General features: G+C 60.5%; 20 protein-coding genes and 1 pseudogene. 14 read left to right on the top strand and 7 right to left on the bottom strand.

Annotation, left to right across the window (positions count from 1 at the left end):
• Positions 1-116: 116 nt before the first annotated feature.
• The gene (locus ACZ9BE_RS15045; protein ID WP_476249636.1) at positions 117-1,052 is read right to left on the bottom strand and encodes a LysR family transcriptional regulator; all 936 of its coding nucleotides are present in this window, start codon (positions 1,050-1,052) and stop codon (positions 117-119) included.
• A gap of 113 nt (positions 1,053-1,165) precedes the next feature.
• On the opposite strand from ACZ9BE_RS15045, the gene ACZ9BE_RS15040 reads away from it, so the two are divergent.
• From ACZ9BE_RS15040 to ACZ9BE_RS15030, 3 genes are all read left to right on the top strand, one after another.
• The gene (locus ACZ9BE_RS15040; RefSeq protein WP_095182149.1) at positions 1,166-1,651 is read left to right on the top strand and encodes a DMT family transporter; all 486 of its coding nucleotides are present in this window, start codon (positions 1,166-1,168) and stop codon (positions 1,649-1,651) included.
• Positions 1,652-1,654: 3 nt separating this feature from the next.
• On the top strand, positions 1,655-2,107 hold the full coding sequence (locus ACZ9BE_RS15035; protein WP_476249635.1) for a DMT family transporter: 453 nt from the start codon (positions 1,655-1,657) through the stop codon (positions 2,105-2,107).
• Between the two features lie 510 nt (positions 2,108-2,617).
• A complete protein-coding gene (locus ACZ9BE_RS15030) occupies positions 2,618-2,785 on the top strand; it encodes a metallothionein (protein ID WP_016775405.1) in 168 nt (55 codons plus the stop codon).
• A 22-nt stretch (positions 2,786-2,807) separates the two neighbouring features.
• Here ACZ9BE_RS15030 and ACZ9BE_RS15025 read toward each other — a convergent pair whose 3' ends face one another.
• On the bottom strand, positions 2,808-3,080 hold the full coding sequence (locus ACZ9BE_RS15025; RefSeq protein ID WP_056791362.1) for a hypothetical protein: 273 nt from the start codon (positions 3,078-3,080) through the stop codon (positions 2,808-2,810).
• A gap of 49 nt (positions 3,081-3,129) precedes the next feature.
• Positions 3,130-3,357, bottom strand: a complete 228-nt coding sequence (locus ACZ9BE_RS15020; RefSeq protein WP_016775403.1) for a DUF6555 family protein — start codon at positions 3,355-3,357, stop codon at positions 3,130-3,132.
• Positions 3,358-3,494: 137 nt separating this feature from the next.
• Between ACZ9BE_RS15020 and ACZ9BE_RS15015 the strand changes: the two genes are divergently transcribed.
• The 9 genes from ACZ9BE_RS15015 (at position 3,495) to mnmH (ending at position 15,773) form a co-directional block, all read left to right on the top strand.
• Positions 3,495-4,271: an AraC family transcriptional regulator gene (locus ACZ9BE_RS15015; protein WP_056791359.1), complete on the top strand. Its 777-nt coding sequence runs from the start codon at positions 3,495-3,497 to the stop codon at positions 4,269-4,271.
• A gap of 211 nt (positions 4,272-4,482) precedes the next feature.
• Positions 4,483-4,656: a DUF1427 family protein gene (locus tag ACZ9BE_RS15010; RefSeq protein ID WP_081932387.1), complete on the top strand. Its 174-nt coding sequence runs from the start codon at positions 4,483-4,485 to the stop codon at positions 4,654-4,656.
• Positions 4,657-4,686: 30 nt separating this feature from the next.
• Entirely contained in the window at positions 4,687-5,643 is a 957-nt protein-coding gene (locus tag ACZ9BE_RS15005) for a quinone oxidoreductase family protein (protein ID WP_150634877.1), read from the top strand.
• Positions 5,644-5,913: 270 nt separating this feature from the next.
• Positions 5,914-7,917, top strand: coding sequence for a type VI secretion system tip protein TssI/VgrG (gene tssI, locus ACZ9BE_RS15000; RefSeq protein WP_476249634.1), 2,004 nt, complete (start codon positions 5,914-5,916; stop codon positions 7,915-7,917).
• On the top strand, positions 7,914-8,780 hold the full coding sequence (locus tag ACZ9BE_RS14995) for a DUF4123 domain-containing protein (RefSeq protein WP_476249633.1): 867 nt from the start codon (positions 7,914-7,916) through the stop codon (positions 8,778-8,780). Before tssI ends, ACZ9BE_RS14995 begins: the two co-directional genes overlap by 4 nt.
• Positions 8,777-12,361 carry a toxin VasX gene (locus ACZ9BE_RS14990; protein ID WP_476249632.1) on the top strand — a complete coding sequence of 1,195 codons (3,585 nt, stop codon included), beginning with the start codon at positions 8,777-8,779 and terminating at the stop codon, positions 12,359-12,361. The genes ACZ9BE_RS14995 and ACZ9BE_RS14990 overlap by 4 nt, the downstream gene beginning before the upstream one ends.
• Entirely contained in the window at positions 12,351-13,460 is a 1,110-nt protein-coding gene (locus ACZ9BE_RS14985; RefSeq protein WP_476249631.1) for a hypothetical protein, read from the top strand. The genes ACZ9BE_RS14990 and ACZ9BE_RS14985 overlap by 11 nt, the downstream gene beginning before the upstream one ends.
• Before the next feature lie 172 nt (positions 13,461-13,632).
• Positions 13,633-14,667: a selenide, water dikinase SelD gene (gene selD, locus ACZ9BE_RS14980; protein ID WP_073471375.1), complete on the top strand. Its 1,035-nt coding sequence runs from the start codon at positions 13,633-13,635 to the stop codon at positions 14,665-14,667.
• Positions 14,667-15,773, top strand: a complete 1,107-nt coding sequence (mnmH, locus tag ACZ9BE_RS14975; protein ID WP_460143504.1) for a tRNA 2-selenouridine(34) synthase MnmH — start codon at positions 14,667-14,669, stop codon at positions 15,771-15,773. The genes selD and mnmH overlap by 1 nt, the downstream gene beginning before the upstream one ends.
• A gap of 109 nt (positions 15,774-15,882) precedes the next feature.
• On the opposite strand, the gene ACZ9BE_RS14970 is transcribed toward mnmH, so the two are convergent.
• On the bottom strand, positions 15,883-16,557 hold the full coding sequence (locus tag ACZ9BE_RS14970; protein WP_024013504.1) for a hypothetical protein: 675 nt from the start codon (positions 16,555-16,557) through the stop codon (positions 15,883-15,885).
• A 283-nt stretch (positions 16,558-16,840) separates the two neighbouring features.
• Here ACZ9BE_RS14970 and ACZ9BE_RS14965 point away from each other — a divergent pair, with 283 nt between their 5' ends.
• Together ACZ9BE_RS14965 and hemB are read left to right on the top strand one after the other, a co-directional pair.
• Positions 16,841-17,539 (top strand): glutathione binding-like protein, encoded by a 699-nt coding sequence (locus ACZ9BE_RS14965; protein WP_041477217.1) that lies wholly within the window; start codon positions 16,841-16,843, stop codon positions 17,537-17,539.
• Between the two features lie 223 nt (positions 17,540-17,762).
• On the top strand, positions 17,763-18,737 hold the full coding sequence (hemB, locus tag ACZ9BE_RS14960; protein ID WP_016775388.1) for a porphobilinogen synthase: 975 nt from the start codon (positions 17,763-17,765) through the stop codon (positions 18,735-18,737).
• A gap of 96 nt (positions 18,738-18,833) precedes the next feature.
• Here the strand turns inward: hemB and ACZ9BE_RS14955 are convergent, their stop codons facing one another.
• The 3 genes and pseudogenes from ACZ9BE_RS14955 to ACZ9BE_RS14945 all read right to left on the bottom strand — a co-directional run.
• Entirely contained in the window at positions 18,834-19,277 is a 444-nt protein-coding gene (locus ACZ9BE_RS14955) for a hypothetical protein (RefSeq protein WP_150634883.1), read from the bottom strand.
• A 122-nt stretch (positions 19,278-19,399) separates the two neighbouring features.
• On the bottom strand, positions 19,400-20,590 hold the full coding sequence (locus ACZ9BE_RS14950; protein ID WP_476249630.1) for an FAD-dependent monooxygenase: 1,191 nt from the start codon (positions 20,588-20,590) through the stop codon (positions 19,400-19,402).
• A gap of 130 nt (positions 20,591-20,720) precedes the next feature.
• Positions 20,721-20,927: pseudogene (locus ACZ9BE_RS14945) on the bottom strand (FAD-dependent oxidoreductase); the annotation flags it as partial.
• Between the last annotated feature and the right edge of the window lie 147 nt (positions 20,928-21,074).

The following is a 21,074-nucleotide window of genomic DNA, read 5'->3' as shown; positions in this document are numbered from 1 at the left end:
AAGTCCTGCTTTGAATCCATAATCGACGCGGTTTTTCAGGTCGATGCAGTAGGTGGGACACCTCGGTCGGTTCCCTCTCCCTCAGGGAGAGGGCTAGGGTGAGGGGCTCTTGATCTTCAGGCTCTGTCCCAATAGGGAATCTCGCCAAAGCACTCGACAAAAAAATCAATCACCGTCCTCACCTTCACCGACAACCGCCGACTCCCCGGCCACAGCACCGCGATCTGCTGCGGTTCCAGGCTGTTCGACACCTGATACTCCCTCAGCACCGGCACCAGCGTGCCCTCGCGCACCGCTTCGCCAATCAGCCACGACGGAAACATCACCAGCCCTAAGCCTTGCTGGGCGGCCTGGGTCAGGGTGTCGGCGTGGTTGCCGGTGATCGGGCCTCTGACCGTGTATGGCGTCCAGTCCTCGCCGTCGCGGCGGAAAAACCAACGCTGCTGACCGGCCGCGCCTTTATAGGCCAGGCACTGATGCTGCGCGAGTTCGTCCGGGTGCTGCGGCCTGCCGTGGCGTTTGAGGTAGGCCGGGCTGGCGGCGACCTGAAAACGGTGCGGCGCCAGAATGCGTGCCTGCATGCTCGAATCGTGCAGCGCGCCGATGCGAAACAGCAGGTCGGCGCCTTCCTGTAGCGGGTCGACGTAATGGTCGGTTTGCTGGATATCCAGTTGCAGCTTCGGATAGCGCGCGCAGAGCTGGCCGAGCCAAGGCGTCAGATGGCGTTGGCCAAACACCACCGGGGCGTTGATGCGCACCAGTCCGGTGGGCTCGCTTTGCTGTTCCTGCAACGCCTGCTCGGCTTCTTCCAATTGCACCAGCAGCAACCGCGCATGGTGGCCGAGCGTGCGCCCGGCTTCGGTCGGCGTGACGGCGCGGGTGTGGCGGTAGAGCAATTGCTGGTTCAGCGCCTGTTCCATCAACTGGATCTGCCGCGAAATGGAGGAGGGCGCGACCCCTTCGCGGCGGGCGACTTCGGAAAAACTGCCGTGGTCGAGGACCGCCACAAACAGCCTTAACGCTTTGAATCCGAGTTCGTTGAGCCCGTGCATGCCGTGTCTCGCTGTGCGTGTTGCGCAAAAGTGTTGTCCGGATGCTCCCATTTATCGCACAGCGGCGCCAGCCGATAATCCGCGCCATTGTTTTTGAGCGTGGAAGGTTATGTATGCAGACGTTGAATGAAGGGGTGGTTGCTGCACCGCTAAAAAGATCGGTGTTGCGTCTGCTGTTGCTGCCGCTGGTGATTCTCGCTGGTATGGGCTTGTCGGTCGAGGCTGGTTTGCTCGGGCCGCTGGGTGAGCAGGTCGGGCATTTGTGGGCGACGTTGAGCATCTTCGGCGTGGGTTCGGCAATTCTGTTTTTGCTCTTGCTGTTCGCCGGCCCACAGAAAGGTCCGGCGCTGACCCAGTTGCCGCGCTGGCAGTTGATCGGCGGTTTTCTCGGGCCGATCTACGTGGTGGTGTTGACGCTGGCGACGCCGCATATCGGCATTGCCATGACGATGATCGCGATTTTGTCCGGTCAGGTCGGCAAGAGTGTGCTGATCGACCATTTCGGCTGGTTCGGCGCGACGCGCAAGAAGGTCAACGGCGAGCGCTGGCTGGCGTTGGGCTTGATTGTGGTGGCTTTGGTTCTGATTGCGCGGGGGTGAGTGATGGGTCTGGTGATTTTGTTGGCGGTGGTGGTACTGGCCGGTGCGGTGTTGAGTGTGCAGGCCGCGATCAATGGTCGTCTGGGTGAAACGGTGGGGGTGCTGCGTAGCAGTCTGCTGACCTTTGCGGTGGGCGCGGTGGTGACCGGGTTGTTGATTCTGTTTTTCGAGCCGGCGCAGGCGGTGAGTCTGCTTGAGGTGCCGAAGTGGCAGTTGACCGGGGCGCTGTTTGGTGTGGTGTACATGATGGTGATGGTTGGCGCGGTGCCGGTGGTCGGGACGGCTGTGGCGACGGTGGCGGTGATTGTCGGGCAGTTGGGGATGGGGATGTTGATCGACAATTTTGGCTGGTTGGGGAATCCGGCGATCGGCTTGTCTGCGAGTCGGATGTTGGCGATGGTGTGTCTGGCGGTGGCTTTGGTGTTTATGTATCGGAGCAGTTTGCGTTCTGAGTGATTGGATTTGAGTACATATCCGTTGCTGCGGTTGTTGCTGATTACGGTTCCGCTCTTACAGCGGGTCACTTTTTCAGACGCCAAAAAGTAACCAAAAGGCTTGGCCCCGGCGTTCGGCCCGCTCGCTGGGGCTCGGGGTTCCTTCGCTGCGGGATCGATCCTGGCGCAGCGGCTCCGGTTTGCTTCGCTGCACCTACACTCGCTGTGTTTGGCTGCGCCAAACGGTCGCTGCGCTCCCACGCCCGGATCAATCCCTTCGCTCAGCCTGCCGATGGGGCCGGCACGGCAAGATCAAGGGCGGTACTCGAGCTTGCGCTCATTGTGTGTAGGAGCTGCCGAAGGCTGCGATCTTTTGCTTTTGCTGTTTTGTTGGAGCGAGCCTGCTCGCGAAAGCCATCTCTGCGTCGCCCAATCTCTCAACAGTTGGTCAGCCTGCAACACCACCTTCTACACTGTCCCTTACGGCTTACCACTCAAGCCTCAGACAACCACTACGCAAGGAGTCTGTCCCATGTCCGATAAAAAATGCGACTGCCCGGGCTGCAACTGCACGATCAAAGAAGGCGAACATTCCTACGCTGTACACGGTAAACACTATTGCTGCGAGGCTTGCGCTCATCACCACAAACACGGTGAAGAATGTGCGATGAAGGGCTGCGGTTGCGCTCATCCGAAATAAGCGCGGCAAAAAAAAGTGGAGCCTAATCAGGCTCCACTTCCATTTTCAGACTGTCGTCTTCCTGTCGTTCAAAGTGCCTCACCGTGCCTTGCAGTGTTCGCCCTTCGACCTTGACCACCACAACCTTGGCTTGGTGGAGGTCTTCCGGTACCGGTGCCTGGACGCACAAGGTGAAGCGGTAAGGGTCATCCGCGACCGTTTCCAGTGCGACTGCGCAATTCACCGTTTTGGTGATCTGGCCGAAGAAGGTGGTCAGGCCGTAGTCCAGTCGGGCCGTGTGATAAGTGTCGGTCATCGGTCGATTCCCCCTGTCGATTGCCAAGCCTGCGGTGGAGGCGGTGGGGTCAGTTGGTCTGGCGCCAGGTGACGTTTTCCAGACCGAATTTTTCTGCCATCGGTTTGCTGGTCTTTTGCACTTTCTCGCGGCCGAAGCGCGGGATGCGACCCACGCCCGCGTCGCAGCTTGCCCAATGCCAGGCTTCGGCGTTGTCCATTTTGTCCGAGCGGATAATGAACGACTTGGGGGTGCCATGCAGTGTGTAGTCGATGACGTAAAGTTTTGCGTTGTTCATAAAGCCCGAATTCCTCCCTGTGGTATTAAACGGATCGCGCTGTGCCGGGAAAATTCATTCGGATTGTCCGACGGTATCTATCGTTGGCGAGTGCGCGGCGTGCTGGTTACCATGGCGGCTTCGCCAACCCCCTGTGAATGCTCGCCATGGCCCTCGCCGCGCCCCCTGATCTGACCGACACCGATGTGCCCGTGCAACCGCTGGCGCGAACCTATCCGCGTGGTTTGTTCATCGAGCCGCACGAGCATGTCTGGGGGCAGTTGCTGTATGCGATGAGCGGGGTGATGTGGGTCGAAACCCCGCACGAAGCGCTGGTGGTGCCGCCGCAGCGGGCGGTGTGGTTGCCGCCGGGGGTGCCGCACGGGATTCGGGTGGTGTCGGATTTGCAGATGCGCAATATCTACCTGCGCCCGGCGCTGGCGGCGACGCTGGATGCGACGGTGCAGGTGATCGAAGTCGGTGGTCTGCTGCGCGAGTTGATCGTCGGACTGGTGGCGCAGGGCGATGACGGCGAGGCTGAGTATTACGATGCACTGGTCGGGCTGGCATTGCTGGAACTGCGCCGGGCCAGGCGTTCGCAGTTGAAGATTCCACTGCCGGACGAGTCCGACCGGCGTCTGATGAATCTGTGTCAGGCGGTGATGGCCGCGCCGTCGCTGGAGATCCCGTTCGAGCAGCATGCGCAGAACGCCGGGGCCAGCGTGCGCACCCTGGCGCGGTTGTTCAAGGACAGCCTCGGCATGGGCTTCGCCGAATGGCGACGGCAGGTGCAGTTGGCGACGGCGGTGGCGGCGTTGATTCAAGGCGTGGCGGTGAGCGTCATTGCTCGCGAACTGGGTTATTCACCGAGCAGTTTCAGCGACATGTTTCGCCGGGAACTTGGCGTAGCGCCTTCGCAATTCTCGGCAACTTGAACAGATCCATGTGGGAGCGAGCCTGCTCGCGAAAGCTTTGCACCAGGCAATGAAGTGCTGACTGGAAGACCGCATTCGCGAGCAGGCTCGCTCCCACACGGTTCTATGGCGGCTGCAGAAGGTTTGTCCGAAATTCAGAAGTCCTTGGCCGATACCGCTCCGCCCGTTTCCCTAGACTCTGCCCATCACTTATCGCGGCGGAGTTCCTTTCATGAACTACCTCATTTCTCTGGCCATCGGCCTGGGCGTCGGCCTGCTCTACGGCGCGCTCGATTTCCGTTCTCCCGCCCCACCGGCCATCGCGCTGGTCGGTCTGCTCGGCATGTTGGCCGGTGAGCAGTTGTGGCCGTTGGGCCGGCAACTGGTCGCTGGCTGGGTGTCCTGAATTTCCTTTTTCTTTTCGGTGGATGTGCCCATGAAAGCGTTGCAATTCGATCAGACCGGCGACCTGTCTTCCCTGCGTTTCGTCGACGTTCCGACCCCGGTGCCCGGCGCCGATGAAGTGCTGGTGCAGATCAAGGCTGCCGGGCTCAATCCCAGCGATGTGAAAAACGTCCTCGGGCGTTTTCCCTACACCACACTGCCACGGGTTCCGGGGCGGGATTTTGCCGGGGTGGTGGTCGAGGGGCCGCAAGCGTTGATCGGTCAGGAAGTCTGGGGTACCGGGCGCGAGCTGGGCTTCTTCGCCGACGGCGCACATGCGCAATTCGTCAAATTGCCGGCCCGTGGCGTGGCGCACAAACCGGCGCATTTGAGTTTCGCTCAGGCGGCCAGCCTTGGCGTGCCGTACACCACGGCGTGGGATGCGCTGGAACGCAGCCTGGTCAGCGCCGACACGCGCTTGCTGGTGATCGGCGGCGGGGCAGTGGCAACCGCGGCTTTGGCCCTGGCAAAAGTGCGCGGCGCGCAATTGCTGGCGGCGGCGCGCCGGCCCGAGCAGGTAGCCGATCTGCAGCAGCAGGGCTATCAGACGATTCAACTGGATAAGCCAGAAGACCTCGGTTCCCAGGTCAACGCGGTGTATCGCGGCGGCGCCGATGTGATCTTCGACACCACCGGTTTCTGGCTGCCCGCCTCGGTGGCGGCACTGGCGACCTTCGGCCGCATCGCCATCATCGCCGCACCGGTCGACGGCCATGTGCAATTGCCGGCGCTGGCGCTGTATCGCAAGGGCGGCTCGGTGGTCGGGATCAACTCGTTGTTGTACGGCGTCGAGGCGTGCGCGGCGATGCTCGAGCAGTTCGGGCGCTTCTTCGATGAGGATCGCTTGCCGCTGCCGCAGGGCCTGATGCAAGTGCCGCTGGCTGAAGGGCCGGCGCGCTATGAAGAGGTCAATCAGGGCGGTGGCGACAAGATCATTTTGCTGCCCTGACTCACGCAAATCCCTGTGGGAGCGAGCCTGCTCGCGATGACGGTGGATCAGTTAAACATTCGCCGACTGACACACCGCTTTCGCGAGCAGGCTCGCTCCCACAGTGGAAAGGCATAGGATTCGGGATCATTTCCGTAGGATCCAGGCCGCTTCTCTGTGGGCCACGTCCTTTTCGCTCGCAGACCGGCAAAACAGGGAAACCTCTGACTTCACCCATTGCAGTGCACCGTTGCACAGTCCCGTCTTTCAATCAGACACAGGGACAGGTGGATGCGCATCGCTGGCAGGCCCGTTGTTTTCACTCTCGAGATAGAAGGCGTTGCCCACGATCTTCAAGTGTTCGGTTTTCGCACCCGGGAAGTGCTCAACCAGACCTACGAACTGGATCTCGAGCTGGTCAGCGAGCGGCCCGATGTGGATCTGGAAGGCTTGCTGCATCGGCCGGCCTTTCTCTGTTTCGGTGCCGACGGTAGCGGCATGCACGGGCTGGTCTATCGGGTCGGTCAGGGTGATTGCGGTGTTCGGCTGAGCCGTTACCAGATCACCCTGGCGCCGCATCTTGCCTACCTCGCGCATCGGCGCAATCAGCGGATTTTCCAGAACCTGAGCGTGCCGCAGATCATCGCCAATGTGTTGAGCGATCACGGCATGCAGGCCGATGCCTGGTGTTTTCAGCTCAGCGCCGAGTACCCGGCGCGGGTGTATTGCGTGCAATACCAGGAATCCGATCTGCACTTCATCCAGAGGCTGTGCGAAGAGGAGGGCCTGCACTTTCACTTCCGCCACCGCCGTGAGGCGCACCTGTTGGTGTTCGGCGACGATCAAACGGCGTTCCTCAAACACGACGTGACGACGCGCTATGTGCAGGGCAACGGCCTGGTTGCCGATGCGCCGGTTATCGACCAGTTCACTGTGCGCCTGGAGCCACGCTCCAACCTCGTCGAGCGCCGCGATTATCACTTCGAAAAGCCTGCGGTGCAGTTGGACGCCAAGGTCAGTGCAGCGCGGTTTCCGCTGCTGGAAGATTATGAGTTTCCCGGGCAGTTCACCCATCGCGAGCGCGGCAAGCACCTCAGCCAGCGTGCGCTGGAGCGCCATGGTGCCGACTATCGTCTGGCTAACGGGCGCAGCAATCAGGCGCTGATGCGCGGCGGCAGTTTCATGACCATGGCGGATTACTCGCGCGCCGACTGCAACGATTTATGGTTGCTGACCGAGGTCGAGCACATCGGCAAACAGCCGCAAGTGCTCGAGGAAGCGTTCACCGAGCAGGCTGACGCAGATGGTTTCAGTCAGGGCTATCGCAACCATTTCGTCGCGACGCCGTGGGACGTGGTGTTTCGCGCGCAGCTCAGGCATGTCAAACCGCGCGTCAGCGGCAGTCAGCTGGCGGTGGTGACCGGCCCGCCCGGCGAAGAAATCTACAGCGATGCCTACGGCCGCGTGAAAGTGCAAATGCTCTGGGATCGCGACGGCCAGCGTGATGAACAGTCAAGTTGCTGGCTGCGCGTGGCCACTGCCTGGGCACATGACCGCTACGGCAGCGTGCAGATTCCTCGCGTCGGTATGGAAGTGCTGGTGGGGTTCACCGATGGCGATCCGGACAAACCGCATGTGCTCGCCTGCCTGCCCAACGCCGAAACCCCGGTGCCACTGGACCTGCCGGCGCAACAGACGCGTAGCATCTGGCGCAGCCAGAGCAGTCCCGGTGGCGGTGGTTACAACGAACTGCGCATCGAGGACCGGCAAGGCGCGGAAGAAATCTCCATCAGGGCGCAGCGCGACTTGGTGCAGCACGTGCTCAATGACTTGCGTGTGCAGATCGACAACCTGCACAGCCAAGTGATTGGCGGCGTCTCCAGCCTTGAGTTGCGCGACGAAGAACATCATCTGACCCATGGCAATCGCCTGACTGAACTCAAGCAGGACGATCATCTGTGGGTGCAGGGCGAGCAGCATGTGCGGGTCGCCAGCCAGCGCGTCAGTGCCGCGCAGCAGCTGCATTTCGGCGCGGGCGAGCAGGTGGTTTTCAACAGTGGCCTGCAGATCACCCTGGCTGCTGGCGGGCATTGGCTGACGGTCGGCGCCGCCGGCATTTTCAGCAGTGTGCCGGTGGTGCAGGGCGGGGCGCCGACGGTGTGTCTGCCAGCGGAACCCTTGCTGCCGGGGGCCGCGCCGTTGCTCAAGGCGACGTTCGATGCCGTGCAGCAACGGCATGCGCTGCTGACCACGCGGACCTCGCGTTGCCTGATCTGCGAGGCAGCCCAGGCATGAGCCTTTTGACGGATTGGCCTGAAGGTTTGCCGTGGGCTGAGCAGCAGGCGTTTGTGCTGCTCGACGGTGCGACGATCGCCGATTTGCCGGCGCAACTGCGAAGGCTCGACCCCGCCGCCAACGCTTTTGCGCTATACGACCAGCCACCGTTTTCGGCCCTGCGTGACGTCTCGCCGCTGCTGGTGGCGCTCGCTGACGCTGACGATCCGGTAGCGCGGTTTTATCGCCAGCACGCCCAACAGGAATGGGGCGTGCTGTTGTTCAGCGCCGCGCCGGCGCATGAAATCGTCGCGCACTTGCGTCAGTTGCTGATCGTCGAGTTGCCGGTCGGCTCGCCGGTGTTGTTGCGGCTGGCGGATGCCGCCGTGGCGCAGGCGCTGTTTGCCAGCGGCGATGCGAGTCTGTTCGGGCCGCTGGGGTGCGTGGTCACGGCGGATGGCGCGCGGGGAGTCTGGCACTGTCAGCGACCTCGGCACGGGCAGGGTGGGGCGCTGGTGGCGCCGTATCGGTTGAGTGCGGAGCAGGATGCCGCGCTGGATCGGGTGGATCGGCGGCGGGTGTTGCTCGACATCGATACCCATCTGCTCAAGCACTTTCCTGACTTTCATGCCGGGGACACGGCAGTTGAACGTTGGCAATTGCTGGAACGCATCCACGCCCATGCCAGCGAGCTTGCCTTGAGCAGCCCGTCCGAGATTCTGCTGTACGCCAACGTGGTGGCATGGCTGGACGATGCAGCGTGCAGTCGGCATCCGCAGATCCATCAGCTGATGCACACACCTTCGCTGCAATCCCCCGGCGAGCGCGTTGCGATTGCCGCTGCAATAGCCTTTCGATGGGCCTCTGAGAGACATCAATCATGAACCACCCCGCCAACCTCGATGCGTTAGCCGCCTCGAAAGCGCCCATTGGTGCACCCGCCGCCTGCCCCTTGCGCAACACCCACGTGCAACTGTTGCCCCTCGCGTACGGCCTGGTGGAAAAACCCTTCGACCCCAGCACCGAAATCACGCTGCCGTACACCCTGACCACGCGCCCCATGGGCATCCGCCGCCTGCGCGACGGTTGGCTGTACATCGTCGACAGTCTCAGCGGCGAGCTCTACGAATACCGCGTGCTGGAAGGCGTCATCAGCGCATTGCTGCATCGCGGCAAAAGCGTCAGCGAGGATCAGCGCAGCGCCATCGAAGAACGTCCGGCGTTGATCTTCTCGCGCAAAAGCACGCTCTACGTGACCTTCGCCGATGTGCAGTTGAGCGCGGCGAAATGCCGACAGGTGCTGGACAGCGCGGAGGAACGCGAGCACTTCATGCAGGCCGTCGATCTCGGCCCGGTGCATTGTCTGATCGGCGGCGAGCATTTGCTCACCGTGGCTCAGGCGAAACAGTGGCTGGCGGAAGTGGCCTGCACAGCGAAACCGCTGGCCGAGGCAGACGCCACGCGGATGCCGGCGGTGCAGGTCAGCGATGCGCCGGAGCACGAACGCGAACCCTATCTGTGGGAAAACCCACGACGTTTTCGCGAGGCGCATATCGGCGAATTTCTTGGTCGGGTGCGCGGGCCTTATCAGGACGACACGCTGTTTCTGCTGGTCAACGACGACCTCGGGGTGATGCGCGATCTGGCCGATTATCAGGACCTGGTAGTCGGCTGGATCGAGCAGTGGAGCAACACCGACAACAACGAGCGCGACTATCTGCTGGCCAGCTACATCGAGTCGCTGAGCCAGTTGGGCGCTCAGGATTTCGACACCCTGGCCAAGGCCAGCGACGATCCGCGCGCCCAGGCATTGTTTGCTGAACTGGAGCAATTGCCCGAGCCGGATCGGGAAAATACCCGGCAGGCGCTGCTCGAGTATTTGAACAAAGGTGGTGAGGTTGTCCCGACCGATACCCAGGCTCGACCTGAACTGCAGCAACAGCGCGAAAAGGCTTTAGACGAGTCATTGGCGCTGAACCGCTTTGATGGCGTCGCCCCTGATTTCACCGCGCACGCTCGCGTCACCGCCGAGGCGGACCGACGCTTTTACACCCGCGAATATTTTGCTGAAGTCGCCCCGGCCGACTTCGTCGAGCGCCACCTGAACACACTGGTCGACCTCGGCAAGGATCAGAACCGACGCATGAGAGACGTGCTCGACGGCCCGTTGCTCAGCGGCAAACGCGGCATCAACGACCTGATCGACCGCCCGGCGATGGACGAGGTTCTGAACAGTCATCGCGACAACCTCGGACGCTGGAATCGCCTGCTCGAACGCATCACCGCCGATCGCGCGCAACTGCTGTGCGCCGGGCGTTTCCATCGCTCGGCGTGGTATTTCGACGGTCAAGTGCAGATCGATCAGGCGCTCGCCAGCGAATACGCCTGCCTCAAGGACATCGGCCGCAGCGACGCGGCCAACGAACAAATGCTCGATTACCTCGAACAACACCCGCAACTGACCCGCCCGTTGTTCTACACCTTGTCGCTGCGTTTGCAGACCGAACAGGCCGGGCAATATTCAACGCTGTTCAACGCCGGCATGGCGATGTTCAACAACCTGCCGGACTGGCTGGCCAAATTGCAGAGCATCGAGCAGCCGCAGCTGCCCGCGCTGGATGATCTGCCGGCACACAGCCGCGTCCTCGCCGATGCCGTGCAGGACACCTACAGCCCGGCGCTGAACCTCGGCCTGAGCCGGGCGCTGGAAGGCTTTGATCTCGCCGGCGAGAAAATTCCCGACCTCGACGAACTGTTCCAGCGCCTGCCCAAAGCCCTGCGCCTGCGCGTGTTCGACGCCGCGCGAACCAGCGGCGTGACCTTCACCGTGTCCACCCCGGCGGAGCAAGCGGCGCTGCAAGCCACGATCAAGGAAGTGCTGCGCGAGCGCGACTACCTGAAAACCCTCAACCGCGAACGCAACCAGCTCACCCACAATAAAAACCGCCAAGGCCACAAAACCGCCCGCGCGGTGGAATTGCAGCAGGAAATCGTCCGCGTGCGCACGCAACTGGCCTTGTTCGAAGGAAGACTGGCGGCAGCGTTAAGCCCGATCGACGAACTGCCGGATCGCTCGGCGCGGCTGTACGGCGCCACCCCGGCGAAAGCGGGATTGACGGTGGTGTTTCCGCCGGCGCAGCAAGGGGAATTGCGAGGATTGCTGGAGAACATTCGCGCGGGAGTGGCGGGAGTTTCGAAGGCGAGCCTGGTGCGGACGGAGGGGATGGGGTTGTTGGTGGTGTTGGTGCAGGTGGTGAATTTGGTGGGGGCTTATCGAGAGGTGATGAAGCAGACGAGGGACAGGAAGAAACGAGCGGATTTTGTTGCTGCCGTAATCGCGACAGGCGCAGCCGGATTTACCGCTGCGCAAGGGCTTGCCGATACGGCGCTCAAGGCTCGAAGCGCGAGTCTTATTGCCAGCATGCAGGTTGAAGCGCTGCGACAGGTTCATGTGCAGATGGGGAAGTTGCATGTTGGGTTGGGGGCGTTTACTTATGTTCTGGGTTTGAGAACTTCGTTTGCCAGCTTCAGAATTAGCGATCGAAAGTGGCAAGATGCAATTCGTAGTGGCACTCAATTTGAGCAGAAAGCGGCTGCGGTGGCGACGTTGGGCGCCGCAGGTATAGTTGCAACTAACGGATATGGGGCGAGCAACACTTTTCACGCTTCTTTTAAAGTGTTGACTGCAGCGAACAGTTCGGCACGCGCAGCGGCGTGGGCTGCCGCTGGCACACGTCTTTCTACTGTATTTTTTCGCTTCAATCTCGCCGGTGCGTTGTTCACCGTGCTGGAATTCGTCGGAACGTGGCTATTCCATCGCTACAACCTCTCTGCCCACGATAAGTGGTTGAAAGTCACGCCCTGGAGCCGTGATGAAGAGATGCGCGGTGACCACTCCCTGGATGACTATCAAAATTATCTGGCGTTTTTGATACACGCTCCTTACGCCCAATCAGGACCTGATCCCAGTGACACCTGGCTGAAGACTTTATTATTTGGCGCCAAACCCAGTGATATTCATTTGGTTCTGCCGAGGCTGGCGCTAAACGATCTTCTGCCGCCGTTAAACGGTAAACCGAGTCGACGCTTGGGAATCGGCGCCCATCGACTTGTTGCACCGCTGCATGGTCGCGGTGTGCCGCAAGTGCGCAAGGAAGTCATCAGTGAGGAGATATTGAGCAGTCTGCGAATCGTGAAGTCATCACCAGATGGTTTGGTGCTTTGTCTTCAGTACCCCATCCGTCCCGATTCTGACTATACGCCTGCAAAAGAAACGCTCGAACTTGCCATATGTATCCAGACCGTCAATGGCAAAGGTGGGGCGGAGTCAAGAACGCGCGTGATTCATATTGACCCTCTGGATAGCGGTCATTTTGCTGTAGTAACTCCCGGCTCAATTAAAGACAACCCTCCGGTTTTGCTGGTAGAAACTCAATACCTCGAATGGGCTGACCATGCTGAATAATCGTAGTAATCCTCTTTCCAGTTCGGAATATGAGAGGGTAAAAAAAGCGGGCGATATTGAGCCGTTCCCAAGCGGGAAGATTACCTATCTCGCACCGTTGCCATTACCTACATCAATGCCGCCTTACGGACCTCATATCGGAGCGTTCAATGACGGATACATGGACTTTGGTCTCGGCTCACTGGAGGTATTCCCATGGCAGCTAATTCTCGGCGCGACGACCGCAGGAACTTTTATGGTTCTCGTTTTGATTCCTTTATTTACGGGCTTGCTAGGGATTCTTTTTGGCTATGGAAACGAGGCGATTTGGGAATCAATGGTTGGTGTATTCGAAGTGGCGTTGGAAAATGAATTAATTTGCGGTCCCTTGATCTTGCTCATCGGTATTGGTGTCTGGCATCACCACCACAAAAAACGTCTCTCCCTCATCCCAACCCGCTTCAACCGTCAACGCCGCGAAGTCTGCTTCATGCCCGAAGGCGCCACCGAGCCGGTCTTTGTCCCGTGGGAGTCGCTCAGCGCCTGGATCATCGAAGCCAAGGGTGCCACCCAGTTCGGCATCCACCGCCAATACGGCATGGGCATCGGTTTCTACCAAGGTGAAACCCTCATAAGCCAGGAATTCCAATGCGCCGGCCTGGAGCTCGCGATCAGTCATTGGGAAGCGATTCGTGGCTACATGGAGTACGAAGTCAACGACCTCAAATCAATTCAGGATTTGCAGGATCTGCAAGGCCCGGACGACCCGCCCTACGAAGGCCTGCACACTTTTCGTAACGCCCGGGCGCGGATGCATCAGCAGATCCGTGAAGGCCGCCGCTCGCGGCTTTCGGGGTTCTTTTGGTACCTGTATCACATCATGACTTTATGGACGATTCCCAATCGCCTGGTTGAATGGGAAGTGCGCCGTCTGGAAAGAATCGACAAACAGGCGTTGCCGGAAGTCATGCGCGCCTGGTCCGAGCCGCTGCCCGAAGAGCAATGGGCCAAGCCCAGTGAAGAGTTGTTGCGACTGAGTGAACAAGTGCGGCGGATGCACAAGCGCCAGCCGCATCGGCCGATTACGCAGATTTTTGCTGAGGTTTGCAGGCGGGGCTGACTGGGCGGTGCAGGCAGGTTCGATTGCCTTCGCGAGCGGGCTCGCTCCCACAGGAGACCACCGTACAAATGTGGGAGCGAGCCTGCTCGCGAAGGGGCCGCTCGGTCAGCACAAAAATCTGCGCTCTCGCGCTCTGCTAGAATCCGCCCCATTCATTGCCAGAGACTCTCCCATGAGCGAGCCGATTCGTCTGACCCAATACAGCCATGGCGCCGGTTGTGGCTGCAAGATTTCCCCACAGGTGCTGGAAGTGATCCTCGCCGGCAGCGGCGCACAGAACCTCGATCCAAAACTCTGGGTCGGCAATGCATCGCGTGATGACGCGGCGGTGTATGCGATCGATGCCGAGCGCGGTGTGGTGTCGACCACCGATTTTTTCATGCCGATTGTCGATGACCCGTTCGACTTCGGCCGCATCGCCGCGACCAACGCGATCAGCGACATCTACGCGATGGGCGGCGATCCGTTGATGGCGATCGCGATCCTCGGCTGGCCGGTGAATGTGCTGGCGCCGGAGGTGGCGCGGGAAGTGATTCGTGGCGGTCGCTCGGTGTGCGACGCGGCGGGCATTCCGTTGGCGGGGGGGCATTCGATCGATGCGCCGGAGCCGATCTTCGGCCTCGCCGTCACCGGCCTCGTGGAAAAGCGCCACATGAAACGCAACGACACCGCTACCGCCGGTTGCCTGTTGTACCTGACCAAACCGTTGGGCATCGGCATCCTCACTACCGCGGAAAAGAAGGGCAAGTTGCGCGCCGCCGACGTCGGTGTCGCCCGCGACTGGATGTGCACCCTGAACAAGCCTGGCAGCCGCTTCGGCAAACTCGCCGGCGTTACGGCGATGACCGACGTCACCGGTTTCGGCCTGCTCGGGCACTTGGTGGAAATGGCCGACGGCAGCCAGTTGACCGCGCGCATCGCCTATGACCGCGTGCCGCGTCTGGACAGCGTCGAGTACTACCTCGATCAGGGCTGCGTGCCGGGCGGTACGCTGCGCAACTTCGACAGCTATTCGAGCAAGGTTGGCCGCGTGCAGGAGTTGCACAAACGCGTGCTGTGCGATCCGCAGACCAGCGGTGGTCTGCTGATTGCGGTCACGCCTGAAGGTAATGCCGAGTTCCTCGGCGTCGCCGCCGAACTGGGCCTGAGCCTTGCGCCGATCGGCGAACTGGTTGAGCGACAGACGAACGCGGTCGAGGTGATTTGATGCTCCGCGACTGCACCGACTACCGCGATATTTTCCTCAACGACCGGCCAATGATGGATGTCCGCGCGCCGGTTGAATTTTCCCACGGCGCGTTCCCGGGTGTGATCAATCTGCCGCTGATGAACGACCGTGAGCGCGAACAGGTCGGCACCTGTTACAAACAGCACGGGCAGCAAGCCGCGATTGCACTGGGTGAGCGGCTGGTGTCGGCCGAGGTTCGGGAGGCACGCATTCAGGGCTGGGTCGAATTCGCCCGTAACCACCCCGACGGCTATCTCTATTGTTTCCGCGGTGGCCTGCGTTCACAGATCGTCCAGCAATGGATCAAGGACGAGGGTGGCATCGATTACCCGCGTGTGGGCGGTGGCTACAAGGCCATGCGCACGTTCCTCCTGGAAACCGTCGATCAGGCTGTGGCCGAATGCGATCTGGTTCTGCTCGGTGGCATGACCGGTACTGGCAAGACCGAAGTGCTGGTGCAGTTGAGCAATGGTCTGGATCTGGAAGGCCATGCCAATCACCGCGGTTCGAGTTTCGGCAAGCGCGCCACCGGGCAACCGGGCAACATCGATTTCGAAAATCACCTGGCTGTCGATGTGCTGAAAAAGCGCGCCCGCGGGATCGGGCAATTTGTCCTGGAAGATGAGAGTCGGGTGGTCGGCAGCTGTGCCTTGCCGTTGCCGCTGTACCGGGGCATGCAAGCGGCACCGCTGGTCTGGCTTGAAGACAGCCTCGAGAATCGGGTAGAGCGAATCCTGCAGGATTACGTGATTGACCTGCACGCCGAGTTCGTCGCCTTGCATGGCGAGCAGGTGGGTTTCGCCCTATATGCCGAGCGATTGATTGCCAGCCTGAACAATATTCAGCGTCGCCTGGGTGGCGAGCGCTATCAACGACTGTACGGTCAGATGGAGGCTGCACTGGCCGAACAGGCCCTTAGCGGTTCGGTCGAGTTGTTTCGCGATTGGACAAGCGTGTTGCTGCGCGAGTACTACGACCCGATGTATGTATTCCAGCGCGAGAAGAAGGGCGGGCGGATCGAGTTTGCCGGGGAGCGTCAGGCGGTGATCGAGTATTTGCGCGAGCGGGTGAGCCAGAAGGCTTGAGGTGCAAGCAACTGGCCTCTTCGCGAGCAGGCTCGCTCCCACAGTTGAAATGCGTTCCCCTGTGGGAGCGAGCCTGCTCGCGAAGACGCAAGATCGGGCGATACAAAACTCAGGTCGGGCAAGTGTCCTTGCCGTTATCCAGCCCCTGTTTGTAGACATGGCTCTGCAAACTGGCCTTGCCGTTGTGCCACTTCAGGGTCAGCACATACAGCGAGTCGAAGTCATCGCCGGCCCAGTCATCGGTGATCTTCTGCCGCTCGCCCACTGCGTTGCCAGCGACCTTGTTGATCAGATCCGGCAGATAACCGTGGGACCAGGCGGTGTAGATCGTCGAGTTGTGGTACTTCTCATCCAGCAGCTCGCGGGCCAGATCGCTGGTGTCGTTGGCAGAGAATTCGATGTTCACCGGCAGGCCGAGCTTGATCGCGGCCGGGCTGATGGTCATCAGCGGACGAATGTAGCTGTAGGAATTGTCCAGCTCGCCTTCCTCGACGTTGCGTGTCGGGTTGGCGGCGAATACGTAATCGGCCTTGCCGAATTTTTCCGGCAGCAGCGTCGACAGGTCGATGGCGCGGTTCAGGCCCTGGCAGTTGAGCTGGCCGAGGCCGCCTTCGGGCTTTTCCGCGTGGCGCAGGAACACCAGCGTCTGTGTGCCGTCCGCCGGTTGGGCGCGGCTTTCGCTGGATTCGAGGGACAGAAAAAGCGCGCTGACTGCCAGCAGGGAGGGCAGGGCCACGTACGCGCGATGTTTGAAACGTTTGGCGAAACTCATCAGGTTCGTCATCAATTCAAGGGTTCTTCAGCAAAATCGGTTAAGGCTGACAAACCTTTGCACCGCGGGCTCCCAGCACCGGGTGTTTCCCTGTCATAAACAGCTTCCTCTGCGAGAAAGGCATAACTCAGAGTCCTGTAATGCCCGTTTGGTTCGATCCGGGCCAGTGCGCAGCACTCTAACGGCAACCTTTGCGGGCATGCAGGCAGGTTAGCGACAGGATGTTACGGTTCGTGTAGGCGCAGCGGCAGGCCTACTTTATGATCGGTTTTCAATTTGTGACTGGATGCTTCCAATGACCGATCTGTCTGCATTCCCGATTACTCAGAAATGGCCGGCGCAGTACCCGGACTGGATTCAGCTCTACTCCCTGCCGACCCCCAACGGCGTCAAAGTGTCGATCATGCTCGAAGAGATCGGCTTGCCCTACGAGCCGCACCGCGTCGGTTTCGACACCAACGACCAGACCTCGGCGGAATTTCTCTCGCTGAACCCGAACAACAAGATCCCGGCGATCCTTGACCCACATGGCCCTGAAGATAAACCGCTGCCGCTGTTCGAATCCGGCGCGATCCTGATTTATCTGGCCGACAAGAGCGGCCAGCTGCTCGCTCAGGAAGGCGCGCTGCGCTACGAGACCATCCAATGGCTGATGTGGCAGATGGGCGGCATCGGCCCGATGTTCGGCCAGCTCGGTTTCTTCAACAAATTTGCCGGCAAGGATTACGAGGACAAGCGTCCCCGCGATCGGTATGTCGAGGAGAGCAAACGCCTGCTGAATGTGCTCAACACTCGCCTCGAAGGCCGCGACTGGATCATGGGCGAGCGCTACACCATCGCCGACATCGCCACGTTCCCGTGGGTGCGCAATCTGCTCGGATTTTACGAGGCGGGGGATCTGGTCGGGATTGAGAATTTCCCCAACGTCACCCGAGTGCTGGAGCGGTTTCTAGCTCGCCCGGCAGTCATTCGTGGCCTGACCATCCCGTCCTGACTCACCGCGTTCCCCCTGTAGGAGCTGCCGAAGGCTGCGATCTTTTGACTTTGATCCTAAAAAACAAGATCAAGAGATCGCAGCCTTCGGCAGCTCCTACAAGGATTATTGCACCTGCGGTAACGCTCTCTTGATTGATCCAGGTTTGTCCCGCACCCGCCGCAAGGCATAAGCTTCGCCCCCTACGACTTTCGTCTCATCCGCTGTTTTCAGGAAAGGCCCCATGTCCAGTCAGTTCCCCGAAGCACGTCCCCGCCGTCTGCGCCGCAATGCGAGCCTGCGCAGTCTGTTCCAGGAAACCGAGTTCAGCCTGAACGATCTGGTGCTGCCAATCTTCGTCGAGGAAGACATCGACGACTTCGTGCCGATCACCAGCATGCCCGGCGTGCAGCGCATCCCCGAGCGTAAACTGGCCAGTGAAATCGAGCGCTATGCCCGTGCCGGGATCAAGTCGGTGATGACCTTTGGCGTGTCCCATCATCTCGATGCCAACGGCAGCGACACCTGGCGCGAAGACGGTCTGGTGTCGCGCATGTCGCGCATTGCCAAGGACGCCGTGCCGGAAATGATCGTGATGTCCGACACCTGCTTCTGCGAGTACACCGATCACGGCCATTGCGGCGTGATGCACAACCACGAAGTCGACAATGACCAGACCCTGATCAACCTCGGTAAACAAGCCGTAGCGGCCGCCCGCGCCGGTGCTGACGTGATTGCGCCGTCGGCGGCGATGGACGGCCAGGTGCGCGCGATTCGCCAGGCGCTCGACGCTGCCGGCTTCACGCAGATTCCGATCATGGCCTACTCGACCAAATTCGCTTCGGCACTCTACGGCCCGTTCCGCGAGGCCGGCGGCAGCGCGCTCAAGGGCGACCGCAAAAGCTATCAGATGAACCCGATGAACCGCCGCGAAGCCCTGCGCGAATCGCTGCTCGATGAACAGGAAGGCGCCGATGCGCTGATGGTCAAACCGGCCGGCGCCTACCTCGACATCATCCGCGACATCCGCCAGGCCTCGAACCTGCCATTGGCGGCGTATCAGGTCAGCGGTGAATACGCGATGATCAAGTTCGGCGCCCAGGCTGGGGCGATCGATGAGGATCGCGTGGTCCGCGAAAGCCTTGGCGCGATCAAGCGTGCCGGGGCGGATCTGATCTTCACTTACTTTGCGATGGATCTGGCGTTGGCGGGGATCTGAGAAAGGAATCGCAACTTGCAGCATTGCCTGTATGGAATGGTTGCTCCTTGTAGGCAGAGGCGTCAGGTTGCGATCGTCTCCATGATTCGATTTTTATCAGAAAAGAGCTTTGCTGAGTTTGACACCTAGCGACGCAGTGACATACAGCGTTGAAGCACCAGTTTTGTGTTCGACTGGATCGAAATCAGCTTTGATTACTCCACTGAAACGAGTTTTATTTTCAGAAATCGTTAGATGCAAGATTGATTGATTGGGCGATGCGTACGTCCAACCTGCATGATTTGCAAAGTAGAATGCGGCGTACTGGTAGTAGGTCGAAGGTATTTCATATGTTCCATCTTCCAGATCGCTGAAAATTTGAAATATAAAAGACCTGTCGTTGGCCTCCGTTCTCCCTCGGAACTCATATTTTACCCGCTGGGTTGAACGCAACTCGATCAAAGCAGCATTTAAAGGTTGGTGGTCGGCGACTTCGAACAGTGCGTTTAATGTTCCAGTGACCTCTATGTCTTGCACTTGGTCTGCGGTGGACAGTTCCATCTTGATTGCTCCTTGAAAACGGTGAGCAATGATTAGAGGTGGCGCTGCGCAATGCGTCCACTGTCAGAGTTGACAGGTGTTCAGGTCTTTCCGACGAATGGCTGGCCAACAAAGTGTGAAGGTCACTGAAAAGGCCGGATGCCGTGATCGAGGAAGTAGCGTTCGATCACCTTCGGATCGGCGCTGCTATCGGCAATCGCCACATAGGTATCCGGCCGCAACAGATAAAATCCGTTGCGCCCCAATCCCGCCGTTTCAAACGCCGGGCGCCAGTCGAAGACGTGCAGCGGCAAGTGGTGTTCGGCGCACCAGGCGATCATCTCGTCGCTGGTGTCGCCGTACACATGCACCTGCCAGCATGGCTGCCGTAGCGGTTCGAAATTATCCCCTTCGCCATCATGCGCCCACGGCAAGCGGTCGCCGCCGTGCACGTGGCCGGCTTCACCCTGGCTCAGTGGCATGCCGCGATAGTTGAGGGTGACTTGCGAGACCGTGCGAAACAGGAATTCGCGGCTGGCTTCGAACCCGGCCATTTTCGGCAGCAGAAACGGCGCCACACGCATCCGTAGCAGATCGGCCATGCGACCCTGCGCGGTGACGAAACTGAAGACCTTGTCGGTGGTGGAGACCAGTCGGCGAGCGAAGGCGATGCGCTCGGTTTCGTAGGTGTCGAGCAGTTTCGGTTCGGCACCACCGCTGAGCACGGCGGCGAGCTTCCAGGCCAGATTGATTGCATCGCCAATGCCCGTGTTCATGCCCTGGCCACCGGCCGGACTGTGTACATGGGCGGCATCGCCGAGCAGAAACGCCCGGCCGTTGCGAAAGTGCTCGGCCACGCGGTGATGCACGCGGTAAGTGGAGAACCAGTGCACGTCTTCGATATGCACTTTCAGGTGTTCGATGGCGCGGCTGCTGACGTCGGCAAATTGCAGGGTTTCGGCACGCTCGGCGCGTTCGTCAAGCACCGTGCCGATCAGTCGCGCGCGGCCTTCGCCGGCCAGTGGAAACACCGCGAGAAAATCCGCTTGGTCCAGGTCCAGATGCAACTCGCCATTGAGCGCCGGGCCGCTGGCCGTGATATCGGCGACGTAGAAAATCTGCTGATAGGTGCCGCCGGGGAAGTCGGTGTCGAGGGCTTTGCGCACCACCGAACGGGCGCCGTCGCAACCGGCCAGATAGCAGGCCTGACAGACTTCCTGCCGGCCATCGGGCAGGCGCAGGTGGGCGGTGAGGGTGTCGCCGGTTTCCTCGAAGCTGTCCAGTGCGGTATTGCGCTCCACACTGACGCCGTAATCTTCGAGGCGCTCGAGCAACAGCCGTTCGTGCTCGTCCTGCGGGAAAATCTCGACAAACGCGTAGGGCGTCAGGCCTTCGCCGATGCGCTTGAGTGGCAGGTGCGCGACCGGTTTGCCGTTGACCCAGAAATTCGCCGCAGCGACCTGATGGCCGCGACGGCACGATGGTGTCGGCGAGGTCGAGTTGGCGATACAGCTCGAGGGTGCGTGCCTGCACGGCCAGAGCGCGGGAAGTGGTGCCTGGCGCCGAGGTCTTGTCGATGATGCGCACGCGCACGCCGAGTTTGCTCAGCCACAGCGCCAGGACCAGACCGGTCGGGCCGGCGCCGATGATCAGCACGTCGCTGCGGTTCATGGGGCTGTCCTCCTGTGGCTGTGCAGCAAGTATGGATCAGGTCGCCAGTTCCGGCCTCTTCGCGAGCAGGCTCGCTCCCACAGGGAACGCATTCCAGTGTGGGAGCGAGCCTGCTCGCGAAGCGTCCGGTCAAGCACCACAAAAACC

The organism is Pseudomonas sp. TE9122 (genome assembly GCF_056278925.1).
Note: the sequence above shows the minus strand (reverse complement) of the source record. Positions and strands in the feature narration are given on the sequence as shown.

What these genes read in the sequence shown, in the direction of transcription:
- ACZ9BE_RS14970 (WP_024013504.1), bottom strand. Translation starts at nt 16,557, where the DNA reads ATGACGAACCTGATGAGTTTCGCCAAACGTTTCAAACATCGCGCGTAC.
- ACZ9BE_RS15030 (WP_016775405.1), top strand. Translation starts at nt 2,618, where the DNA reads ATGTCCGATAAAAAATGCGACTGCCCGGGCTGCAACTGCACGATCAAA.
- hemB (WP_016775388.1), top strand. Translation starts at nt 17,763, where the DNA reads ATGTCCAGTCAGTTCCCCGAAGCACGTCCCCGCCGTCTGCGCCGCAAT.
- ACZ9BE_RS15015 (WP_056791359.1), top strand. Translation starts at nt 3,495, where the DNA reads ATGCTCGCCATGGCCCTCGCCGCGCCCCCTGATCTGACCGACACCGAT.
- ACZ9BE_RS14995 (WP_476249633.1), top strand. Translation starts at nt 7,914, where the DNA reads ATGAGCCTTTTGACGGATTGGCCTGAAGGTTTGCCGTGGGCTGAGCAG.
- ACZ9BE_RS15020 (WP_016775403.1), bottom strand. Translation starts at nt 3,357, where the DNA reads ATGAACAACGCAAAACTTTACGTCATCGACTACACACTGCATGGCACC.
- ACZ9BE_RS14965 (WP_041477217.1), top strand. Translation starts at nt 16,841, where the DNA reads ATGACCGATCTGTCTGCATTCCCGATTACTCAGAAATGGCCGGCGCAG.
- ACZ9BE_RS15005 (WP_150634877.1), top strand. Translation starts at nt 4,687, where the DNA reads ATGAAAGCGTTGCAATTCGATCAGACCGGCGACCTGTCTTCCCTGCGT.
- ACZ9BE_RS15035 (WP_476249635.1), top strand. Translation starts at nt 1,655, where the DNA reads ATGGGTCTGGTGATTTTGTTGGCGGTGGTGGTACTGGCCGGTGCGGTG.
- ACZ9BE_RS15045 (WP_476249636.1), bottom strand. Translation starts at nt 1,052, where the DNA reads ATGCACGGGCTCAACGAACTCGGATTCAAAGCGTTAAGGCTGTTTGTG.
- ACZ9BE_RS15040 (WP_095182149.1), top strand. Translation starts at nt 1,166, where the DNA reads ATGCAGACGTTGAATGAAGGGGTGGTTGCTGCACCGCTAAAAAGATCG.
- ACZ9BE_RS14985 (WP_476249631.1), top strand. Translation starts at nt 12,351, where the DNA reads ATGCTGAATAATCGTAGTAATCCTCTTTCCAGTTCGGAATATGAGAGG.
- tssI (WP_476249634.1), top strand. Translation starts at nt 5,914, where the DNA reads ATGCGCATCGCTGGCAGGCCCGTTGTTTTCACTCTCGAGATAGAAGGC.
- ACZ9BE_RS14955 (WP_150634883.1), bottom strand. Translation starts at nt 19,277, where the DNA reads ATGGAACTGTCCACCGCAGACCAAGTGCAAGACATAGAGGTCACTGGA.
- ACZ9BE_RS14990 (WP_476249632.1), top strand. Translation starts at nt 8,777, where the DNA reads ATGAACCACCCCGCCAACCTCGATGCGTTAGCCGCCTCGAAAGCGCCC.
- selD (WP_073471375.1), top strand. Translation starts at nt 13,633, where the DNA reads ATGAGCGAGCCGATTCGTCTGACCCAATACAGCCATGGCGCCGGTTGT.
- ACZ9BE_RS15010 (WP_081932387.1), top strand. Translation starts at nt 4,483, where the DNA reads ATGAACTACCTCATTTCTCTGGCCATCGGCCTGGGCGTCGGCCTGCTC.
- ACZ9BE_RS15025 (WP_056791362.1), bottom strand. Translation starts at nt 3,080, where the DNA reads ATGACCGACACTTATCACACGGCCCGACTGGACTACGGCCTGACCACC.
- mnmH (WP_460143504.1), top strand. Translation starts at nt 14,667, where the DNA reads ATGCTCCGCGACTGCACCGACTACCGCGATATTTTCCTCAACGACCGG.